Here is a 19,474-nt window from a genome sequence, read left to right as displayed (position 1 = left end):
CAGTATGGAAATGAGAAAAATTCTCAACAAAGTGCTTTACAGATGATACTGATAACTATTATCATCATTTTCGCACTTCAGCAGTGGCTTCTCGCAGGCACTGAAGGAGAGCACGACATTGCTCACATTGCTTCCAGTATTATTTTAGCCAGCCTATGTGCTGGCTTTTTTTTTGTTCCCAACCCTTCCTGTGACGGCGTTATGTGTTGCGCCGTCTGTCGCCCATAAATGCCGATGGTGACTGCCCGAACTGTTTTCTGAATGCCGTCGTATAGGCACTATGGCTGTCGTAACCGCTGCTCAGGGCGACCTGAGTGATGGGGGCACCTTGCACCAGCAGGGTTAATGATGACATTAGACGCAACTGTTGACGCCACTTGCCGAACGTCATCCCTGTGCTTTTCAGAAAGCGGCGATGAAAGGTTTTGCCGCTAATCGCCAACTTTCCAGCCCAGTCGTCTGCCGTCGCGGTATCACCTGGGTCGCTCATGAGTATCTGACAAACCGTCTGTATCTGCATGTCCTGCGGCCAGGGCAGATGAAAGGGGAGATGTGGCGTTGTGCGCAGTTCCTCGATTAATAGCTCTCCTAGCAGGAGCGTATAGCGCGGCGTGGTTGCGTGACTGTCTGCATCGGTGAGTCGGGCTATCAATTCTCTGGCCAACCCAGACACGCGTACGACACAGTCTGCGGTGGGCAGTTGTGTACACATATCTTCACGCACGAAGATGCCATTTGCCTGTGAAGCGACCGGAATGATCAGGCGATGGGGAACACCTGGACGCAGCCATACGGCAGAGGTGGGCGGAACCAGCCATTGTCCGGTTGGCGCCTCCACCTGCACCAGTCCACTATCCGCATAAATCAGATGACCTCTGCGGTGGTGGTGCATGGGAACCACATGCCCCTGCGGGTAATGCATGGAGACCCCCGTGACAGGCAGCTCTGAAGCTTCGGCCGCGTTTAAGTCAAGCGCGTGTCCACCGTCTCCGGGGGAAGAAAAACCCATATCGATTCACTTTGTCCAAAACAAACAATTGAATGTCTATTTTCATGTAGATGGACGAATTGTGCAAACCTAATATGGACGTGTAATGACAACCTTGAGTCTCTCGTACATGCTGCCGTCCAGCCATTATTCCTGTTCGTTACGACGATGGTCTCTCGGTCGGGGTCGGTATGCATTCGTTCGCATCATGCACCATCCTGTTTCTTCCTGACCCCGACGCCGGTCCGCTTTTCTTTAGTCCGGGGATCAGGTTCTATTGATTCCCTGGAGATTGTTATGTTGACCGATCCTTCACAAAAATATCGCCCCTTTCCCCCTGTTGATTTGGCCGACCGCCAATGGCCGTCGCGTACGTTGACGTGCGCCCCTGTCTGGCTTTCTACGGATCTGCGTGATGGCAATCAGGCGCTCTTCGAACCGATGAACCGTGAACGTAAGCTGCATCTGTTTCAGGAATTGGTGCGTATCGGTTTTAAGGAGATTGAAGTTGGATTTCCCTCTGCATCACGCACCGATTTTGAAATCGTGCGCCACTTAATTGATGCCGACCTGATACCTGAGGACGTGACGCCGATGGTCATTACCCAACTGCGTGATGATCTGGTGAAAGAAACGGTACGCAGTGTGGCTGGCGCGCGACGAGTGATTGTTCATTTTTACAATGCCATTGCCCCCGCCTGGCGTGAGATCGTGTTTGGTATGAGCGTGGCGCAGATCGTCGAGATGGTCGAGCATCATATTGCGCTGCTGAAACAGTTAACGGCAGAGCATCCCCAAACGCAGTGGGTTCTCCAGTATTCTCCAGAGACTTTTTGCATGGCCGAACTGGATATTTCCCTGCTGCTCTGCAACGCGGCCATCAGAGCCTGGGATGCGGGACCGCAGCGCCCGATGATCATTAATCTGCCAACAACGGTAGAAGTCTCGACGCCCAATGTTTTCGCGGACCAGATCGAATGGATGCACCAGCGTCTGGCGCGGCGCGAGCACATCGTGCTGTCCGTTCATCCACACAATGATCGCGGCACCGGCATCGCCTGTGCGGAACTGGCATTGCTGGCAGGTGCTCAGCGGGTCGAAGGTTGCCTGTTTGGAAATGGCGAGCGCAGCGGCAATCTTGATCTGGTGACGATGGCGTTAAACCTGTACACCCAGGGCATCTCACCCGGTTTGGACTTCTCTGACATTGCCGCTGTGGCTCGCGTGGCTGAGGATTGTACCGCGCTGCCTATCCATCCGCGTCATCCCTATGTCGGAGACCTGGTTTTCACGGCATTCTCCGGTTCGCATCAGGACGCTATCGCCAAGGGTTTTGCCGCACAGCATTCAGACGCACCGTGGCGCGTCCCATACCTGCCTATCGATCCTCAGGATCTGGGGCGCACCTATGACAGTATCGTGCGTGTTAACAGCCAATCTGGTAAGGGCGGCATCGCTTTTCTGCTGCAACGCGATCGTGGCATTGTTATGCCACGTCGTATGCAAGTGGAGTTCAGTGCTATCGTTCAGTCACTGGCGGAAACCAGTGAAACCGAACTGAGCAGCGAGAACATCTGGGAGGTTTTCCAACAGACTTACCTCTCTCCGGTTCTTGATCAACCGGGTTTTATCTACCGTGCACATCACCTGTCAGACCATCCCGAAGGGCAGGCGATTGATTTGGAACTCATTGATGCCAACGGTTCGCCACAAAACTATCGGGGAAAGGGAAATGGCCCGATTTCCGCTATGGTGGACGCGCTGGGGTTACCGCTGCGTATCGACAGCTATGAGGAGCGCAGTCTGGGGGCAGGGGCGGATGCCGTCGCGTTAGCCATTGTGGAAGCCGCATTGCCCGGTGTACCGGGATCGCGCTTCGGTGTTGGGCGACATCCGAACATCATCACGGCTTCGGTGCTGGCGGTACTGAGCGCCGCAGCCAGATTTCCGGCGGTCGGGGATATCGCTGGGAGATAAAACGCGCTAAGGCCACGTCACTGCAATCAGGATGGTAAGCACGTTATCTTTCTGGACGCGCGCGCTTAAGGCCGCGCGTTCTTCATTCCGGTTCGGATATGAAGCAACGGCGGATGACGAAAATGAGCTGCGCATATTTTGGCAAGGGCAACAACATTATATGCTTACTATTTTTCTGTGAATAATTAATAAAATCAATATCATTGGGATATTTCTTAAATTATTTGCGGGAGCAAAAATCTCCCTTATCATGCCTGTACCCAAGATCATGGGTGTTCACAATGGAGATAAGGAATATGTGGATCAGAAGGAATCAACTCGTCAGGAAATTGACGTTAGGTGTAGTAACCGCAGCACTGGGCATGTCGCTCAGTTTCTCAGCATTATCCGCCACGCCGGTGGAAACGCATGGTCAGCTGTCCATTGAAAATGGTCGACTGGTGGATGAACAGGGAAAAAGGGTGCAACTGCGAGGGGTGAGTTCACACGGTTTGCAGTGGTTTGGTGATTATGTCAACAAGGACTCGATGAAATGGCTGCGTGACGACTGGGGGATTAACGTATTCCGTGTCGCCATGTACACGGCGGCGGATGGCTATATTTCCAATCCTTCCCTTGCTAATAAGGTAAAAGAGGCCGTTGCAGCGGCACAAAGCCTCGGCGTTTACATCATCATCGACTGGCATATCTTGTCAGACAACGATCCTAATATTTATAAAGCACAGGCAAAAACCTTCTTTGCCGAAATGGCGGGGCTGTACGGTAACTCGCCGAACGTGATTTATGAAATCGCCAATGAACCCAACGGTGGCGTGACATGGAACGGACAGATTCGGCCTTATGCGTTGGAAGTGACTGATACTATCCGCAGTAAAGATCCCGATAACCTCATTATCGTTGGTACGGGTACCTGGAGTCAGGATATCCATGACGCGGCGGATAATCAGTTGCCCGATCCTAATACCCTATACGCGCTGCATTTCTATGCCGGTACGCACGGGCAGTTCCTGCGCGATCGCATTGACTATGCACAAAGCCGTGGCGCGGCGATTTTTGTCAGCGAGTGGGGCACCAGCGATGCATCCGGCAACGGCGGGCCGTTCCTGCCTGAATCGCAGACCTGGATCGATTTCCTGAACAACCGTGGCGTGAGCTGGGTGAACTGGTCGCTTACCGACAAAGCCGAGGCGTCCGCGGCGTTGGCTCCGGGAGCGAGCAAATCAGGCGGTTGGACGGAGCAAAATCTGTCAACGTCAGGGAAATTTGTCAGAGCACAGATTCGTGCGGCGGCGAACCTAAGCGGCGGCGATACGCCAACCACGCCAACGGAACCGACTAATCCAGGTAGTGGAACCACGGGCGACATCGTACTGCAATATCGTAATGTGGATAACAACCCTTCTGATGATGCGATTCGTATGGCTGTCAACATCAAAAATACTGGAAGTACGCCGATCAAACTGAGCGATCTGCAAGTGCGCTACTACTTCCATGATGATGGCAAACCTGGTGCGAACCTCTTTGTTGACTGGGCGAACGTCGGTCCGCAAAACATCGTGACCAGCACAGGCACCCCTTCCGCCAGCACTGATAAGGCTAACCGCTACGTTCTGGTGACCTTCAGCAGCGGAGCCGGCTCTCTTCAGCCTGGCGCGGAAACCGGTGAAGTACAGGTGCGTATCCACGCCGGTGACTGGAGCAACGTGAATGAAACGAATGACTATTCATACGGTGCTAACGTCACGAGCTACACGAACTGGGATAAGATCACCGTGCACGATAAAGGTACGCTGGTATGGGGCGTCGAGCCGTAACCGTGTGCTGTTAACGTATTAATCGTAATACGGTCACTTAAGCCTGGTATTAGGGGAAGCACAGGGGGAGGTATCCGTAGAGAGGCCTCACCCCTGTGGTCGCCCCGTATATCCCGATGCTTAAGCGATCGGCATGACTTACTCTGCGGGCGTGAATTCGCCCGCCTTTTCTTTCCAGACTTCATTCATTCACCACAATATCGTGTTTCTTCAGCAATCCACGCAGTTGGTGGTAGGTTAATCCCAGCAGTTCAGCGGCCTTACGCTGGTTAAATTTTGCCTGATTCAATGCCCGTTCGATCAAGCTTCTCTCTTGTTCCAACAGCCACGGTTTCATCTCCAGCGGTAAATCCGGCAGGCCGATTGTCGCCTGTGAGGAGATATCCTGAACGGCGGGAGTGCGGCGGAAGGGATTTAGAATGATGGCATCAAGAGGCTGTTCGCTGTCGCCGTGACGATAGACCGAACGTTCAACCACGTTTTTCAGCTCACGAATATTGCCCGGCCAGCCGTAATTCAGCAGTGTGTCGCGCGCGGCGGGCGTAAAACCGGGAAATAGCGGCAAATGCAATTCGCGACACATCTGAATCGCGAAGTGATCGGCCAGCAGCATGATATCCTGCTGGCGTTCGCGCAGCGGCGGAAGTTGCACAACGTCAAAAGCCAGACGGTCGAGCAGATCCGCACGGAATTTACCGCTCGCGGCAAGCGCAGGAAGATCGTCATTGGTCGCGCACACCAGTCGCACATCTACCTGTAGTTGATCTCTGCCGCCGACGCGCTCCAGCATGCCGTATTCAATCACTCGCAGTAATTTTTCCTGCACCAGCATCGGTGCGGTGGCGAGCTCATCCAAAAACAGCGTTCCACCGTCGGCGCGCTCGAAGCGTCCCAGATGACGCTTCTGCGCGCCGGTAAACGCACCGGCTTCATGACCAAATAGCTCGGAATCAAGCAGGTTCTCGTTGAGTGCTGCACAGTTGAGAGAAACGAACGGCCCTTGCCAACGCGGAGAAAGGTAGTGCAGGCGGCTGGCAATCAGCTCTTTACCAGTGCCCCTTTCACCAATCACCAGCACGGGTTTATTCAACTGTGCCAGTTGCGACACCTGTTCCAGTACCTCCAAAAAGCTGTTGGCTTCGCCCAGCAGGTTCTCTTTTTCCTGAAGCATGATGTTCCACCGTATTATTTTTACTAACTATTAGTGTATTTGACTAATCTAACGAAAAGAGAAAAATAGTCAAAATTATCTATTTCTTTATTTTCAGTTAGTTAAAAGAAATTAAAAGTTGGCATGCTTATTGATATACCTATAGGGAGATCGCGGCTGGCTTGGTCAGCCTCGGTGATAAATCAGGCGTAATCAGACGCTGGAAATCATGAAGAGGATGTAATTATGGGTATTTTTTCTCGTTTTGCCGACATCGTGAACGCCAATATCAATTCATTGCTGGATAAAGCTGAAGATCCGCAGAAATTGGTGCGGCTGATGATTCAGGAAATGGAAGATACGTTGGTTGAAGTGCGTTCGACCTCTGCGCGGGCGTTGGCAGAAAAGAAACAGATTGCCCGCCGCATTGAACAAGCGCACGGTCAGCAAGATCAATGGCAGGAAAAAGCGGAACTGGCGCTGCGTAAAGATAAAGACGATCTGGCTCGTGCCGCGCTGATTGAGAAGCAAAAACTGACCGACCTGATTGCGGTGTTGCAGCATGAAGCCGAAAGTGTGGATGAAACGCTGGAGCGTATGAAGCGTGAAATCGGCGAACTGGAAAACAAATTAAGCGAAACGCGTGCTCGCCAGCAGGCGCTGACGCTGCGTCATCAGGCGGCGGCATCGTCGCGTGATGTGCGCCGCCAGTTGGACAGCGGTAAGCTGGACGAAGCGATGGCACGTTTCGATCAGTTCGAGCGCCGTATCGACACGATGGAAGCGGAAGCCGAAAGCCACGGGCTGGGGAAACAAAAATCGCTGGATCAGCAGTTTGCCGAGCTGAAAGCGGACGATGAAATCAGCGCGCAGCTGGCGGCACTTAAAGCTAAAGTTAAGCCAGCAGAGTAATAAGACGAATAAAGCATAGATGCCATCGGATGGCTGTCGTGAGAAAACGACAGCCACCAGCGTGTGAATAATAACTAAGGAGACACAATGAGTGCGTTGTTTCTTGCCATTCCGTTGACCATTTTCATGTTGTTTGTGGCACCGATATGGCTTTGGCTACATTACAGCCAGCGTAAAAACAGTGCTCAACTGGGACAAAATGATATGCAACGTCTGACACGCTTAACGGAAGAGTCCAACCGCATGCGTGAGCGTATCAGAGCGCTGGAAGATATTCTGGATGCAGAACACCCAGACTGGAGAAAATCGTAATGAAAAATACGTGGTCAGGTAAAACGTTATACCGCATACCGGAAGAGGGCATGCTGAAAGGGGTTTGTGCTGGTTTAGCGCGTTATTTTGACGTGCCGGTGAAACTCCTGCGGATAATCGTGGTGCTGTCGATGTTTTTCGGCCTGTTCTTTTTCACCATCGTGGCTTATATCATTCTGACCTTTATGCTCGATCCGGCTCCGGCGGGAATGGTGGGGGAGGATGAAAAGGTGACCCGAACGCCCAGCCAACTGCTGAATGAGGCGGACGCGACATTGCAGGCCAGCGAACAGCGCCTGCGTAACATTGAGCGCTATGTCACCTCAGAGACGTTTGGCGTTCAGAACCGCTTTCGTCACCTGTAATTTGTCATCGGTCATACACTTTCGCTGACGTTATCCACCGTACGACTGGGGTCGAGAGTGGATAATGTCGCGCGCTTTTTCGCTGCAATCTCTATGATCCGATCCCACTGTGCATCGGATGCCAGCCATTTCCTTCTTTCGCGCTGTAGTGCACGTTTTGCAGTGGTATGCGCTGCCATTGACCATTGCTGTCCTGCACGATTTCGCTGGCAATCGCACGACATTGATAATGCAGCGTATCGGTCTCCAGCTGGAATTCATATTTTTTGCCTTTTTCCGGAATAAAGCGGGTGGTAATCAGGCATGAATATTTGCTTTCGACATAAACGTTGATAATTGCGGTTTCAAGACCAGGTACTAAGGGTGTTTCGTAGTAATCGATATTGTATTTCTCACCGGAGACTTTCGGCATACCGCGATCCTGAGTGTTTTGTAATACCCATTCACTGGAACGAATAAGACCGCCAGTGCGTTTGCCGTTTAACGTCTGGTAGATACTTGTCTGTTCTGTGTTATCAACAATACGTACCCAGGGTGAATCATTTTTTTCAGTTGGTGGGATAAAAAAGGAATTATTCGGCATGATGGAGCAGCCTGAAGCTAAAATAGTTATCGCAGCAAGGTTGGTTAGCCGTAAAAATTTCACTTTCATTTCCTCGATACTGGATTATTCAAATCATCTAGTGAAAGGGGAGAATAATAGCTAAACGTTTTATTCAACCAGAGTAAAATCAGCCTCAGCATTACGCTGAGGCTATACGATTACTCACTATACATTCGGGGGAAGTAGTCGTTGATTTTTGCGTTATCAAATAGTCGATCCGTTGTGAAGTCGACTACATCAGATACGGCAATGCCATGACGTAGCTCGCTGGGAAAATCGTCTATCGAACCATAAACCGTAGGTGTTAAGAAGCGGAAGTAATCACCCATTTTCGTGTTACCTTCATAGCCAACAAGATAATCTTCGCCTTCAGAACTTCCCTCAATCCCATGATAGACAAAAAATCCCTTTACTGAGGGGACAGTATATTCCCCGATTTTTTGTTCATGGCCGGATCGTTCTTTTAGCCATCGATCAAATTCTTCTCTGCTAGCCATATGGCTAAATCGTAAGCCGGAATAGAGGTCTGACACCGTCTGACCGCACTTATTCTCCGGATAGACGGTAAAGCGTTCCGATTCTTCCCATAAAAACTCATTTAACTGATCGAGTAATAATTCGGCATTATCGATAGATAAAAGCGCTTTCGGCAGATCACCAAAGCAGTTGTTTACCATAACGGCGATTCTGCTGTGTTTGTCCATCGCAAACCAAGTAAACATGGTGCCAAATTCAGGCACCCAGTTTTTATCCAGTACAACCATGATGATCTATCTGTTTGATATTTAAAAATTAAATGCTACTGTGCATCGGGTGCCAGCCACTGCCTTCTTTGGCTGTGTAGCGTACCGTATTTAATGGTTTCAACTGCCACATACCATTACTGTCTTTCACGATTTCACTGGCATGAACGCGACAGCGGAACCGCAATGTATCGGTTTCCAGTTGGAACTGATAAAACTTCCCTTCTTCCGGCGTGAAATAAGTATCCACAAGGCAGGTATGCTTACCTTCAACGTAAACATTAACGACTTCGGTTTCTGCACCTGCAATGAGTTGCGTTTCGTAGTAGTCAATATTGTATTTCTCTCCGGCAACTTTTGGCATCCCCCGATCCACTGTATTCTGTAATACCCACTCACTGGATCGTATCAGGCCACCTTTGCTCTCACCATTGACCATTTGATAAAGGCTGGTTTGTTCAGTGTTATCGACAATTCTCAGCCATGGAGCATGAGCGCTTTGAGGTGGGGGAACGAAAAAAGTATGGTCTGGAATAATGGCACAGCCTGCAGCGATCAGAATGACCGCTGCGTTCGCAGAACGCAGCAACCGTTTCACCGTTTATCTCCTTTACTGTATTCCATGCGCATATGTATCCAGACACCCAGGCCAATCACTGGCCCTGAAGCGATGCCAATTCGCAGAGCCTGAGCCAGTAATGGCTGCCACTGCATACCTGATGGCATGTGCAGGATAAACTGGTAGTAGAGCCATACCCCAAAATAGACAAGTGCCACCGTGCAGGAGAGCGCCAGGAAGCAGCCTCCCATCAGAAATAAAAGCGTACTAAAGCCAGGTTTTTTTGTACTCACGGCTTATTTTCCTTGTTGATCCTGTGGTTTCTTATCAATTGCTTTCTGGATTACCGTCCCGGTTCCCTCAGAAACCGCGGCTCCAAAAGTACTTCCCAGCATATCCGCGGCAGGTTTCGGCAATTTCGTACCCGCTGCGCCACTGATAATGGTCGACGTAGTGGCACCGGCAACGTTACCGACACCAGCGCCAGTAACAGCCCCAGTAGAATCTTGATCACCCTTAATTTTACTGCCAACATAGGCTCCGCTCATCCCCCAAACCTGGGTTGCCAGGAAGCTCTTCCCAGTGGTGACGGCGCTGATGCCTGTAGCAATTAAAGCATCGGTGTAACTTATTTTTTCACCCGGTTTCATCGTTATTACCTGGTTATTAATATTGGCTGCACCACCGATGATTCCATTGACTGTGATTGCACCCCCCGTCACTGTACTACCTCCACCGAGTGTCAGGGCATTAACCATAAAGAAGCCCCAGGCTTGCAATAATCCTCTTACCGGATCCTGATTCTCGGAAAGGGTGCCTCTGTTGTAGATGCGTAATGATTCACTGACCTGCTCAGGTGTTTTACCCTGCTCAATCTCATATTTGGCGAGTGACACCGCACCAGAACCCCAGGACATCATACCAGGGCTTAACAAATCATTGTTGTCCACTGCATTTTTACTGGAATCATGTGCAGTGATAACACCAGAAGAAGTATCCGTGCTGAGCCCGCCAGCAAGGGCTCCCGCCAGTGATGCCAGATTGCTAATCTTAGTGCGCTCTTCTGGTTTGAGATCTTCCGTTTTAACACCAGGGTATAAATATTCACGAATAGCACGTGCAGCGAGTTCTCCACTCGCCGCGCCTATGGCGCCTGCAGCTGCATTTGTTCCTGACAATTCCGCAACCACACCACCTAATACAGCATGTCCAATGGCATTTGCCGCAATTTGACCGGCAGTAGGGTTTTCATCAAAACCTACTGTCATACCTTTGACTACTCCAGCCATGTAAGGCGCAGCTCCGGCGGCCAGCGCTTTCGCTGGGTCTCCACCAGCCAGAGCAGTAATTGCAGCCGCAGCAGCTCGAACTCCACGGTCAAGATCACCCCCTGCCTTATACTGGTCACTCACGCTTTTATAAGCTTCTGTGTTTTTGACTCGATTCCAGTAAACATCACGCTTTTCTTTACCATCCCACTCCCCAGCTTCTTTAATTCCCGCATTGTTCGCCTGAATCTGGCCTTGAGTCAGGGTAATATCGACAGCCTGGTTCGCTATATCACCAATCAATCGCAATCGGCTTAGGCGCTGCTGTTCCTTCGCTTTATCGAAGATTGGGCTGATGCTTTGGTTAGCGTGCTCGACATCGCGGCTCAGTGCGCTGACATCCTGCTGCTGGTTCGCCTGATCACGGATAATCAGCGATCCTGGAGAAACGGCTGCATACGTGGTGCCGGAAGCCTTCCCATCGCTGCCATCCGCGCCCAGACTATTGGCCGCCAGATTCTGCACGGCATTTTTCAGCAGATCCTGTGCGCCCAGCCCGCCAGTGCTGATACCGACGCTGCTGTGCGATACCTCAAACTCCGCACGGTTGTTGATATTGCTGAAGCCCAGCGTGCCGGTACTGAGACGGTTTTTATCTTCGCTGGCGGTGCTGCCAATCACGGCGCCATCCAACTGCGTGTGGTTACCGACGTTGATATCGAAGCCACCGTCACCCGCAAAGATGCCGGTCTGCTCTTGCACGCTGTTATAGGTGCTGTGGATTTTGTCCTTCGCCACGCTGGCGCTGACGCTGCCAGTCATACTGCCAAAGGTAAAGCTGGCGCCTGCTGAGCTGTTCTTCTGCTTCGAGTCGTAGTTGTTAACGTCCTGCTCACTCTGCAACGTCAGGTTACGGCCGACATTGGCGACGACCTGATCGGCACTCAGCTGTGCGCCGCGCAGGGTGGTGTCACGCCCGCTGTTGACCGTCAGCTTATTACCGGCGTCGACGGTGGTTTCTGTATGTGTCAGGCCATCGCCATTCTCGTTACCGGAACCTTTACTGGCATTGGCAAACACGCTGATTCCTGCACCGCCCTGGCCCGCACCGATGCTGACACCGATGCCGCCACCGCTGTTGCTGTTTTTACCGGTCTGCAACTGAGTATTCTGCGCTGACAGCAGGTTGATATCGCGGTTTGCCGACAGCAATACATCGTTGCCCGCTTTCAGCTGGCTACCGCCGATGGTCAGATCGCCATCGTCGCCATTCTCTGAGCCAGTCGCCACCAGATTGATATTGTTGCCCGCCTGCACGGTGCTGCCGGAGGCGTTGACCGCTTCGCTGTGGCTCTCGCTCTTCGACTTCGAGGTACTCAGCGACAGGCTGACACCAATAGCGTTCTGGTCGGTGGTGCTCTGCGCTGCCAGTACCGCCGCCTGAGCGGCCTGTACGCCTGCCAGACCGGATTTCAGCTTCTGCAGCGAGGCCATACGGCCATCCTGCTGCTCATCGGCGGCTTTCGCGCTGGTATAGGCGGTGTTGATCGCGCTGCCAATCGCGCCGGACAGCGCCAACGTCAGCCCCGTCTGTTTGCGTTCGTAAGTGGTGTCGGTGGTGCTCTGGTTATTCGCGGCATCAATGGTGATATTGTTCGCCACCATATTGATGTCGTTACCGGCGATCACATCAGAACCCTGCACGGCGATATTATTGCCCGCCACCAGGCTGGTATCGCCATCGACGCTGCCCAGCGTGCTGTTGTTGTGGGTCAGCGCCGCAGTATCGGAGGTTGAACTCTCTTTAATCGAACCAACAAAGAAGCCAATACCGCCGCTGCTCATCAGGCCCGACTTGGTGGTTTTCTTCATCGACCAACTGTCGCGGTGCTCTTCCGCTGCCGTGACGTTGAGGTCATTACCAGCACGCAGTGCCAGATCCCGATCCGCCGCCACATCGCTGCCGGTGATATTCAGGTTGTTACCCGCGCTGACGGCGATATTTTCCCCACCCAGGCTGCTGCCGTTCGCCAGCGTGGCATCGTAGCCGGCGCGGGTGGTCGTGGTGCGTTTCGACAGGAAGCCGGAACCTTTCACCTTCGAGTTCATATCGAGATATTCCTGGCTGCTGGCGCTGCCGAGGTTGATATCATTGGTGGCCGTCAGCGCAAGCTGCCGATCGGCATTCAGTTTCGCCGCCTGAGCGTTAATATTATTGCCGGCATTCAGCGTGATAGTGCCGTCGCTGGTGACTTCACTGCCCTGTACCTGAGTCAGCGTCTGCGTGACGTGGTTATCTTTATCCCACACCACCTTGTCGCTACTGCCGGTGGTAATGGTGGTCATATTGATATCGCGGTTAGCGGCGATCTGCGTCTGGCTGTTTTCACCGGAGCTGACCACCTGCGCGGCCTGCAGATTGACATCACGGCCTGCCTGCAGCAGCAGTTTACCGTCGTCACCCTGTACATATATGCCCGCCACGCGATCGATATTGTCACGGCTGAAGCGGTTGCTGCCGTTCTGGCTCTCTGCGTGATTGGTCTCGCTGGCGACGGTGATATCACGTCCGGCCTGCGCCAGCAGGGTATCGGTCGCACGCACCGTGCCACCGGTATTGGTGATGTCGTTGGTCGCCTGCAGCGACACGGACTTACCGGCGATGATGCCGCCCACATTCACGATATCGTCGCCGGAAATGCTGACCAACTGGGTGGCGCTGATGCGACCGCTGTTCAGCATACCGCCGCTGACGCCAATGCTGACGTTCTTACCGGCCAGTAACGCACCGCTGCCGTCCATATCGCCTTGCTGTACCTGTGCATACACCTGCGGTACCAGCACATTCTGGGTGGTGCCATCCGGCATTTTCACATCCTGCGCCACCAGCCACACCATATCCTGGGTGATCTGTTTCATCTGCTCGGCGGTCAGCGCCACGCCCGGCACCAGGTTGAATGTCTTCGCGAAGCTGACGCCCGCTTCCATCAGGCCTTTGTACTGATCTTCATCGCTGGTGTAATCCGCCAGGTAACGCTGGCCGACCAGCTCAACAATCTGCTCGCGCACCAGGCGCTGTTCATAGAAACCATCGCCGAGGCGTTTTTGCGTGATCGACGGATCGGTCCGCAACTGGCTCAGCATATAGTCGGAACTCAGCCAGATTCTCTGATTGGTGAAACGCGGATCGGTTTCGATCAGATAGCTACTGGTGGCGTCCGGCAGGGTAGTGAACAGGCTGCCGGTTGGCAGAGAAGCGTCCGGTGTCATCGAGCGAATGACATCGGTGTTCTGTCCAGCCACTTCCACGCGCTGCGCGGCATAATCCGCCAGCGATGGCGCGTTGCTGGTCGCTTGAGTATTCTCCTTCATCACGCTCGGGCTAAGGCTGATGGACTGAATTTCCGTTGGCGGGGTATAGGCGGACGCTCTGGCTTTCTGGCTGTCGGTGCCTTTCTTGTGAATACGATCCCACTCAATCACCTGTCCGACTTTTTCCGTCAGTTTCTGACCGGTGACTTCGGTGTTCACCAGTTCTTTGACGGCGGTCAGCAGGCTGCCGCCAGCAATAATCTGGCTCTTGTCGTTCAGCAGCTTATCGCCGGAGAGTGAGATCTGGCCGCCCGCGATAATTTTCGCCGGATCGCTCTGTGCAATCTGTTCTTCGCGCACCGTTTCGGTGTAGCTGTACTGATAATAGTGGTCACGACCACACACCACACCTTCAATACAGATATGACGCACTTCATTTTTGTAGAAACTGATGTTGTAGTCGTCAGGGCTATAGTGAACGCCATTATTCAGGCTGACCACCATATACTCATTTTTCTGCTTCTGTGACAGTTGTACGAAGCGGGTGACAAAATTGTCGTTGATATTGTTCAGCGCGGTGAAGCTGAGCGCCATATTGCCGACAGACTCTATTGTGGCGCTGTGGTTGTTTAGGTTGCCCGCTTTGCCGCTGGCCACACCGTTTTCATCGAGGTTGCCACCGATGGCCAGATCGCCAGCACTGTAGATCAGGGAATGAGTATGGTTGTTCAGCGTGCCGACGCCCAGATCGAGACGCTGACGCGCTGCAATGGTGGCGCTGCTATTATTTTCTGCCAGGTTATTCAGTGTCGCTGCGCTGATCGCCAGGCCGTCACCATAAATACGACCGGTACCGATATTGTTGACGGTGCTGGCATTGATGCGGGTCAGCACGCCGTCGATCAGGCCACGGTTGCTCAGCGTATCGCTGGCATTCAGTGTGGTCTGCTGCGCACTCAGTTCACCTGCGATCTGGTTGTCGATGTTGCTGGCCTGCACATTCAGCTTACCGCCTGCGCCAAGCAGCGCATTGTTAATCAAGCTGTTGTTGACGTTCAGTGTCAGATCGCCATTTGCCAGCGTTTTATTGTTGTTGCTGAAGCCGTCCGCGAAGCTGAGATCCATATCGCCAAGCGACAGAATTTCACCGCTGCCGTTAATCTCGCGACCGCGGAAGGTCAGTTGCTGACCCGCCACCAGACGACCACCTTCATTGCTGATACGCAGATCGCTGTTGGTGGCTGCGGCGCGGGAGAGGGCGCTGGTGTTTTGCTGATCGAGCGTCAGCTGTTTATTGGCGGAGATCTGCCCCTGGTTGTTGTTCAGCACCGGCGTGGCAATGGCCAGATCGCTGGCGGCGGCCAGCGTACCGCTCTGGTTATTCAGTTCACTGCTGGCCGCAACATCCAGCGAGCCGGAACCGGCCGCCATGATGGTGCCGCTCTGGTTGTTCAGGCTGGCGCTCTGCACGCTGAATTTTTTGGCGTTGGCGGCGATGCGGCCATTCTGATTATCAATGCTGTCGCTGCTGAGTTGCAGATCGCGGTCGCCGCTTTGCAGTAACTGGCCGCCACGGTTGCTGATAACTGGCGTACTGACCTGTAGCGCATTGGCGTTAATCACGCCGCGATCGTTGCTGAGTTTACCGGCAGCGGAGAGTTTCAAATCGCCACTTGCCAGCAGCTGCGCGTCGTCGGTGATGATATCGCTGCTGCTGGTCAGCGTGGCGTGATGTGCGGCGGTATCGCTGCCGCTGAGATCAATCTGGCTGGCGCTGGCGTTCAGATCGCCACCGGCCAGCGCCTGACCTTGGCTGGCCAGTTTGCCGTCGCTGGCGAGTGTCAGATTGCCGCTGTCGGCCAGCGTGCCATCGGTTTTCATCCCGGCGGCAATGGCCGCGCCTTTGCTGTTGTGGATGGTGGCGCCGCGCACACGGGAGTTGCCTTTGGCGGCGATCAGACCGCTGTTGGTCACCTCGTCACTGGCGGTGGTGCTGTGGTCGCGCTGGGCAAACAGGGTGCCGCTGTTATCGACTTTTTTACCGCCCAGCAGCAGATCCTGTCCGGCATTGACTGTGCCGCTGTTAACGATATCGCCATTAGCGTTAATGGTGATATCACCCGCCTGCGTGCCGAGTGTGCCTTTGTTGCTGACGCCGACCCCTTGCTCGGTCGCCACCAGACGGATTTTACCGGCATACATGCCACCCAGTTGGGCTACGTCGATTGCCAGTGTCGGCTTGACGTCACTGCTGTCGCTCTCCGCTGCACTGCTGGCGGTGGCGCTGTTGTTATCGACAAGCTTATTGTTATCGGCTGCCACTTCGTTTTTACCGGTGGTGACCGTCACATCTTTCGCCCAGATACCGGCATTGACCTTCACGGTGCGGGCAATCAGGTCCGTGTAATCCTGACGGCTGCTGTCCATGCCTGCACCTTCCACCACGATTTCACCATTGCCCACGCGGTAACCGCGCAGTTCACCGTTGGCGATTTGCGGTGTGCCGGTGGTCAGGGTGGCGCGGTTGGCGTTAATAAAGCCACAGCCGTCGCAACTGATGCCCGCCGGGTTGGCGATGACCACCTGCGCCTTACGGCCTGCGACTTCGATATAACCGTTCAGCTTGCTCGGGTCACGCGAGTTGACCTCGTTAAGAATGATTTTGGCTTCGCCTTTCGCCAGCCATGGGTTACCCGCCACCCAGCCGCCCATCTGGGTCTGCACCTGTTTGTGCGAGTTATTAAGAATCGCGCCTTTGTTATCGACGTCAAACTGGGTGTATTTGTTATGCGAAACACCACCCGCGCTCGGCGTCTGGATATTAACCTGCGGCGTGCCGTTGGCGCTCTGCATGACATTCGGCTGCTGGCCGCCTGGGGCGCTCTTGTCGGCAACAATCCCTGCTGCCAGCGCCTGTGGCGCGAGCGTGACCAGACCGAGTGCGGTCATGGTCAGGAAGGCGGTGGGCTTCATCCGGCCAATCAACTGGCTCAGCGTATGGCCGACGCCATTTGCGCCACTTTTGCCCTGGCCACGGTTGATTTCGGAAACCACCATTAACAGGCCGCGAGCCTTGTTGAAAATGATGCGATAGAGGTTCTTATTCACGAAAAGTTATCCCTGCTAAAAGTGATGTTAAGCAACCAGCGGCGTGTTCTGCTGCCAGAGTCTGAATTGTTGTTGGGTGACGTCATCGCCACGGAACTGCAGTACCCGTTGTCCGCGTTCCGCCCCTTTGTGGTACAGCGCACGGCCACATAAGTGGGGAAACAGCGTGCCACCGACGATGCGGCGAAACGCCTGCTGGTCGCCAAATGGCGCGACCCAGTCGCGGAACCACAGACGGTCGCCACTGGTCCAGTCCTGCGGCTGCACCAGGATGCCGGGGCCGGTGAGGTAGCGCTGTTCCGCTTCTTCGTCCATCCACGCCCAACTGAGGAAAAACATGGGTTTGTCATCACGGCTGGCGATAACAAACTGCTGATGTTTGATGGCGGGCAGCAGCAGCGTCGGCAGCACACTGAGAGGAATATCGCGGTGCTGTTCCGAATGCATCCACAGCCAGACCGCCGCGCCAAGCGCTTCCGCTTCGCTGAACTGACCGCCGAGCAGCGGGGCGCTTAACTGATAGCCATTAACAGGAATCTTCATCACGCGCCTCCTTAGTACTGCCAGCTGAGGTTGAAACCGAGAGTGACCGGGCTGGTGTGGAAACCTTCCGGTTTGGAGAACGGCACACCAACAAACAGGTCGTAGCCGGTGTCAAAGGCGTTACCGCGCAGACCAAGCACGCCGCCCGCCAGATGTTTTCCGGCGAGGTAATCACGCGTGCCGTCCACTTCGCCGTAGTCAGCGCCGAGATACAGTTCCTGGTTGGGCAGCGGCGTGCGCCAGGCCAGATCGTTGCGCACGAACCAGCCGTTGTCGGCCGTCAGGGTGCGTTCACCATCAAAGCCGCGCACGGTCCAGCGGTTACCAATCGACAGCTGATCCTGTGGCGTCAGTTTGGTATGGTTGATTTGGCGCAGATACTGCACGTTGTAGCGGAAGGTCTGATTACCCAGCGTAAACGGCATATCGAGTTGGGCATTGAGTTGGATAATTTTCGCCAGCGCGGTGCCTTCATCGAAATACTCTTCCTGCGCCGGAATCGCGCCGAACCAGCGGGTGCCGCGCTGGTAGCTCACGGCGGCATCAAGCGTGGTGGCGCCGAAGTAGTGACGATGCTGCAGACCCAGACGCCAGGCGCTGGTTTTACGCCGCTGCACATCCACTTCGGTATCGTTGACGAAGTTCTGTGATTCGCGCGTCAGAATTTCATAGCTCATCGAGGTTTTCTGACTGCCGCTGCGGTACAGCACCCGGCTCAGCTGGAAGTTAAGGTTCTTGCTGTTGCCGCTGTAGTTGTAGTCTTCATACGCGCCCGCCACATTCTGGTTGTAGTCGTATCCGCTGGCGGTGACGCCCGCCATCCAGTAACCGAACGGCACGGAGTAGTGCAGCATGTAGTTCTTGCTGCCTTTTTCGCTGCCGGATTCAAGGTCATGGTTGCCGGAAATGTAGAACAGGTCGCTGAGTGCGAAGGGGTTATCGATATACAGCGTCAGGCCGCCCTGATAACGACCGGTGGTTTCGGTGCCCGAGTCATCGAGCGTCGCGCCGAGACGCCACATTTTTTCCTGTTTCCAGGTGACGTCAATGTCGCTTTCGCCGGGCTGTTCGCCCGGTACAATCGCCATCTCTGCCTGTACGGTGGGCACGCGCTGCAGGTTTTCCAGTCCCTGCTCAATATCACGCAAATCCAGCAGTTCGCCTTCACGCGCAGGCAGGGCGCTCCAGAGGCTCACGTAGCGATCGCTCTCTTTGGTCCGTTTGACTTGGCGCGTTTTGCCCGGAATCAGGGTGATATGCAGGGTGCCGGTTTTCAGGTTTTGCGGCGGCGCCATTACGCGCGCGGTGACGTAGCCATGGTCGATCAGACGGTTTTGCAGTGCGCTCATCAGCAGGTTGACACCTTGAGCACCCAGGCACTGCCCTTTACCCTGATCGGCCAGCTGTTGTAACGGCATGCGCAGCCAGGAGGGGAAGTCTTCTTTGCCGGTCAGTATGATGTGATACAGCGTAAAGCACTGTTGCTCCTGCGGAAACTGCAGCGTAGTAAAGAATGAGGAGGGGGGCTGCAAACGCACATCAGGCGTTTGTGGCGCTAATTGCTGCTGCATCGCACGCTGGCGATCCTGCTGGTTGATATTCAGCTGTTCATCCACCCGGTCCGGTGCGGCAAGAGGCGTCAGATTATTATCTGCCGCCCAGCTGCTTGCTGAGGTGGTTAATAAAATAAATAGCGCAAGTGGGCTGAGACGCGCAGGTTGATACCCGTCAGTGAACGACGCATTCCGTAGCATAATTAATTAACCTGAATTATTGATTGTTATTGGGACACTATTCGTTTACAGAAACAATTGGTTAC

14 protein-coding genes are annotated in these 19,474 nt (G+C 53.9%); 5 read left to right on the top strand and 9 right to left on the bottom strand.

Annotated elements, in window-relative coordinates:
• Positions 1 to 199 precede the first annotated feature (199 nt).
• Entirely contained in the window at positions 200 to 1,009 is an 810-nt protein-coding gene (locus R9X49_RS08510; protein ID WP_319847969.1) for a helix-turn-helix transcriptional regulator, read from the bottom strand.
• A 276-nt stretch (positions 1,010 to 1,285) separates the two neighbouring features.
• On the opposite strand from R9X49_RS08510, the gene R9X49_RS08505 reads away from it, so the two are divergent.
• Entirely contained in the window at positions 1,286 to 2,965 is a 1,680-nt protein-coding gene (locus tag R9X49_RS08505; protein WP_319847968.1) for a 2-isopropylmalate synthase, read from the top strand.
• Positions 2,966 to 3,261: 296 nt separating this feature from the next.
• Positions 3,262 to 4,779, top strand: a complete 1,518-nt coding sequence (locus R9X49_RS08500) for a cellulase family glycosylhydrolase (RefSeq protein ID WP_319847967.1) — start codon at positions 3,262 to 3,264, stop codon at positions 4,777 to 4,779.
• Positions 4,780 to 4,960: 181 nt separating this feature from the next.
• On the opposite strand, the gene pspF is transcribed toward R9X49_RS08500, so the two are convergent.
• On the bottom strand, positions 4,961 to 5,950 hold the full coding sequence (gene pspF / locus R9X49_RS08495; protein WP_263057445.1) for a phage shock protein operon transcriptional activator: 990 nt from the start codon (positions 5,948 to 5,950) through the stop codon (positions 4,961 to 4,963).
• Positions 5,951 to 6,175: 225 nt separating this feature from the next.
• Between pspF and pspA the strand changes: the two genes are divergently transcribed.
• The 3 genes from pspA (at position 6,176) to pspC (ending at position 7,518) form a co-directional block, all read left to right on the top strand.
• On the top strand, positions 6,176 to 6,841 hold the full coding sequence (pspA, locus tag R9X49_RS08490) for a phage shock protein PspA (RefSeq protein WP_010276756.1): 666 nt from the start codon (positions 6,176 to 6,178) through the stop codon (positions 6,839 to 6,841).
• An 87-nt stretch (positions 6,842 to 6,928) separates the two neighbouring features.
• Positions 6,929 to 7,153: an envelope stress response membrane protein PspB gene (gene pspB / locus R9X49_RS08485; RefSeq protein ID WP_010276759.1), complete on the top strand. Its 225-nt coding sequence runs from the start codon at positions 6,929 to 6,931 to the stop codon at positions 7,151 to 7,153.
• Positions 7,153 to 7,518, top strand: coding sequence for an envelope stress response membrane protein PspC (gene pspC, locus R9X49_RS08480; RefSeq protein WP_225084884.1), 366 nt, complete (start codon positions 7,153 to 7,155; stop codon positions 7,516 to 7,518). Before pspB ends, pspC begins: the two co-directional genes overlap by 1 nt.
• Positions 7,519 to 7,609: 91 nt before the next feature.
• Here pspC and R9X49_RS08475 read toward each other — a convergent pair whose 3' ends face one another.
• From R9X49_RS08475 to R9X49_RS08445, 7 genes are all read right to left on the bottom strand, one after another.
• On the bottom strand, positions 7,610 to 8,164 hold the full coding sequence (locus tag R9X49_RS08475; RefSeq protein ID WP_319847966.1) for a hypothetical protein: 555 nt from the start codon (positions 8,162 to 8,164) through the stop codon (positions 7,610 to 7,612).
• Between the two features lie 116 nt (positions 8,165 to 8,280).
• On the bottom strand, positions 8,281 to 8,886 hold the full coding sequence (locus R9X49_RS08470; RefSeq protein ID WP_319847965.1) for a hypothetical protein: 606 nt from the start codon (positions 8,884 to 8,886) through the stop codon (positions 8,281 to 8,283).
• 28 nt (positions 8,887 to 8,914) lie between these two features.
• Positions 8,915 to 9,463 carry a hypothetical protein gene (locus R9X49_RS08465; protein WP_319847964.1) on the bottom strand — a complete coding sequence of 183 codons (549 nt, stop codon included), beginning with the start codon at positions 9,461 to 9,463 and terminating at the stop codon, positions 8,915 to 8,917.
• A complete protein-coding gene (locus tag R9X49_RS08460; RefSeq protein WP_319847963.1) occupies positions 9,460 to 9,717 on the bottom strand; it encodes a hypothetical protein in 258 nt (85 codons plus the stop codon). The genes R9X49_RS08465 and R9X49_RS08460 overlap by 4 nt, the downstream gene beginning before the upstream one ends.
• A gap of 3 nt (positions 9,718 to 9,720) precedes the next feature.
• On the bottom strand, positions 9,721 to 17,112 hold the full coding sequence (locus R9X49_RS08455) for a hemagglutinin repeat-containing protein (RefSeq protein ID WP_319847962.1): 7,392 nt from the start codon (positions 17,110 to 17,112) through the stop codon (positions 9,721 to 9,723).
• 27 nt (positions 17,113 to 17,139) lie between these two features.
• Positions 17,140 to 17,655: a toxin-activating lysine-acyltransferase gene (locus R9X49_RS08450; RefSeq protein ID WP_319847961.1), complete on the bottom strand. Its 516-nt coding sequence runs from the start codon at positions 17,653 to 17,655 to the stop codon at positions 17,140 to 17,142.
• An 11-nt stretch (positions 17,656 to 17,666) separates the two neighbouring features.
• On the bottom strand, positions 17,667 to 19,409 hold the full coding sequence (locus tag R9X49_RS08445; protein WP_319847960.1) for a ShlB/FhaC/HecB family hemolysin secretion/activation protein: 1,743 nt from the start codon (positions 19,407 to 19,409) through the stop codon (positions 17,667 to 17,669).
• Positions 19,410 to 19,474: the final 65 nt, after the last annotated feature.

Origin of the sequence: Pectobacterium carotovorum, assembly GCF_033898505.1 — a bacterium.
In the GTDB taxonomy this organism is placed as follows: domain Bacteria; phylum Pseudomonadota; class Gammaproteobacteria; order Enterobacterales; family Enterobacteriaceae; genus Pectobacterium; species Pectobacterium carotovorum_J.
This window is presented reverse-complemented; position numbering and strand designations above follow the sequence as displayed.

Coding starts and splice junctions, on each gene's coding strand:
- R9X49_RS08510 (WP_319847969.1), bottom strand. CDS start 1,009: ATGGGTTTTTCTTCCCCCGGAGACGGTGGACACGCGCTTGACTTAAAC.
- R9X49_RS08450 (WP_319847961.1), bottom strand. CDS start 17,655: ATGAAGATTCCTGTTAATGGCTATCAGTTAAGCGCCCCGCTGCTCGGC.
- pspF (WP_263057445.1), bottom strand. CDS start 5,950: ATGCTTCAGGAAAAAGAGAACCTGCTGGGCGAAGCCAACAGCTTTTTG.
- R9X49_RS08505 (WP_319847968.1), top strand. CDS start 1,286: ATGTTGACCGATCCTTCACAAAAATATCGCCCCTTTCCCCCTGTTGAT.
- R9X49_RS08500 (WP_319847967.1), top strand. CDS start 3,262: ATGTGGATCAGAAGGAATCAACTCGTCAGGAAATTGACGTTAGGTGTA.
- pspB (WP_010276759.1), top strand. CDS start 6,929: ATGAGTGCGTTGTTTCTTGCCATTCCGTTGACCATTTTCATGTTGTTT.
- R9X49_RS08470 (WP_319847965.1), bottom strand. CDS start 8,886: ATGGTTGTACTGGATAAAAACTGGGTGCCTGAATTTGGCACCATGTTT.
- pspC (WP_225084884.1), top strand. CDS start 7,153: ATGAAAAATACGTGGTCAGGTAAAACGTTATACCGCATACCGGAAGAG.
- pspA (WP_010276756.1), top strand. CDS start 6,176: ATGGGTATTTTTTCTCGTTTTGCCGACATCGTGAACGCCAATATCAAT.
- R9X49_RS08445 (WP_319847960.1), bottom strand. CDS start 19,409: ATGCTACGGAATGCGTCGTTCACTGACGGGTATCAACCTGCGCGTCTC.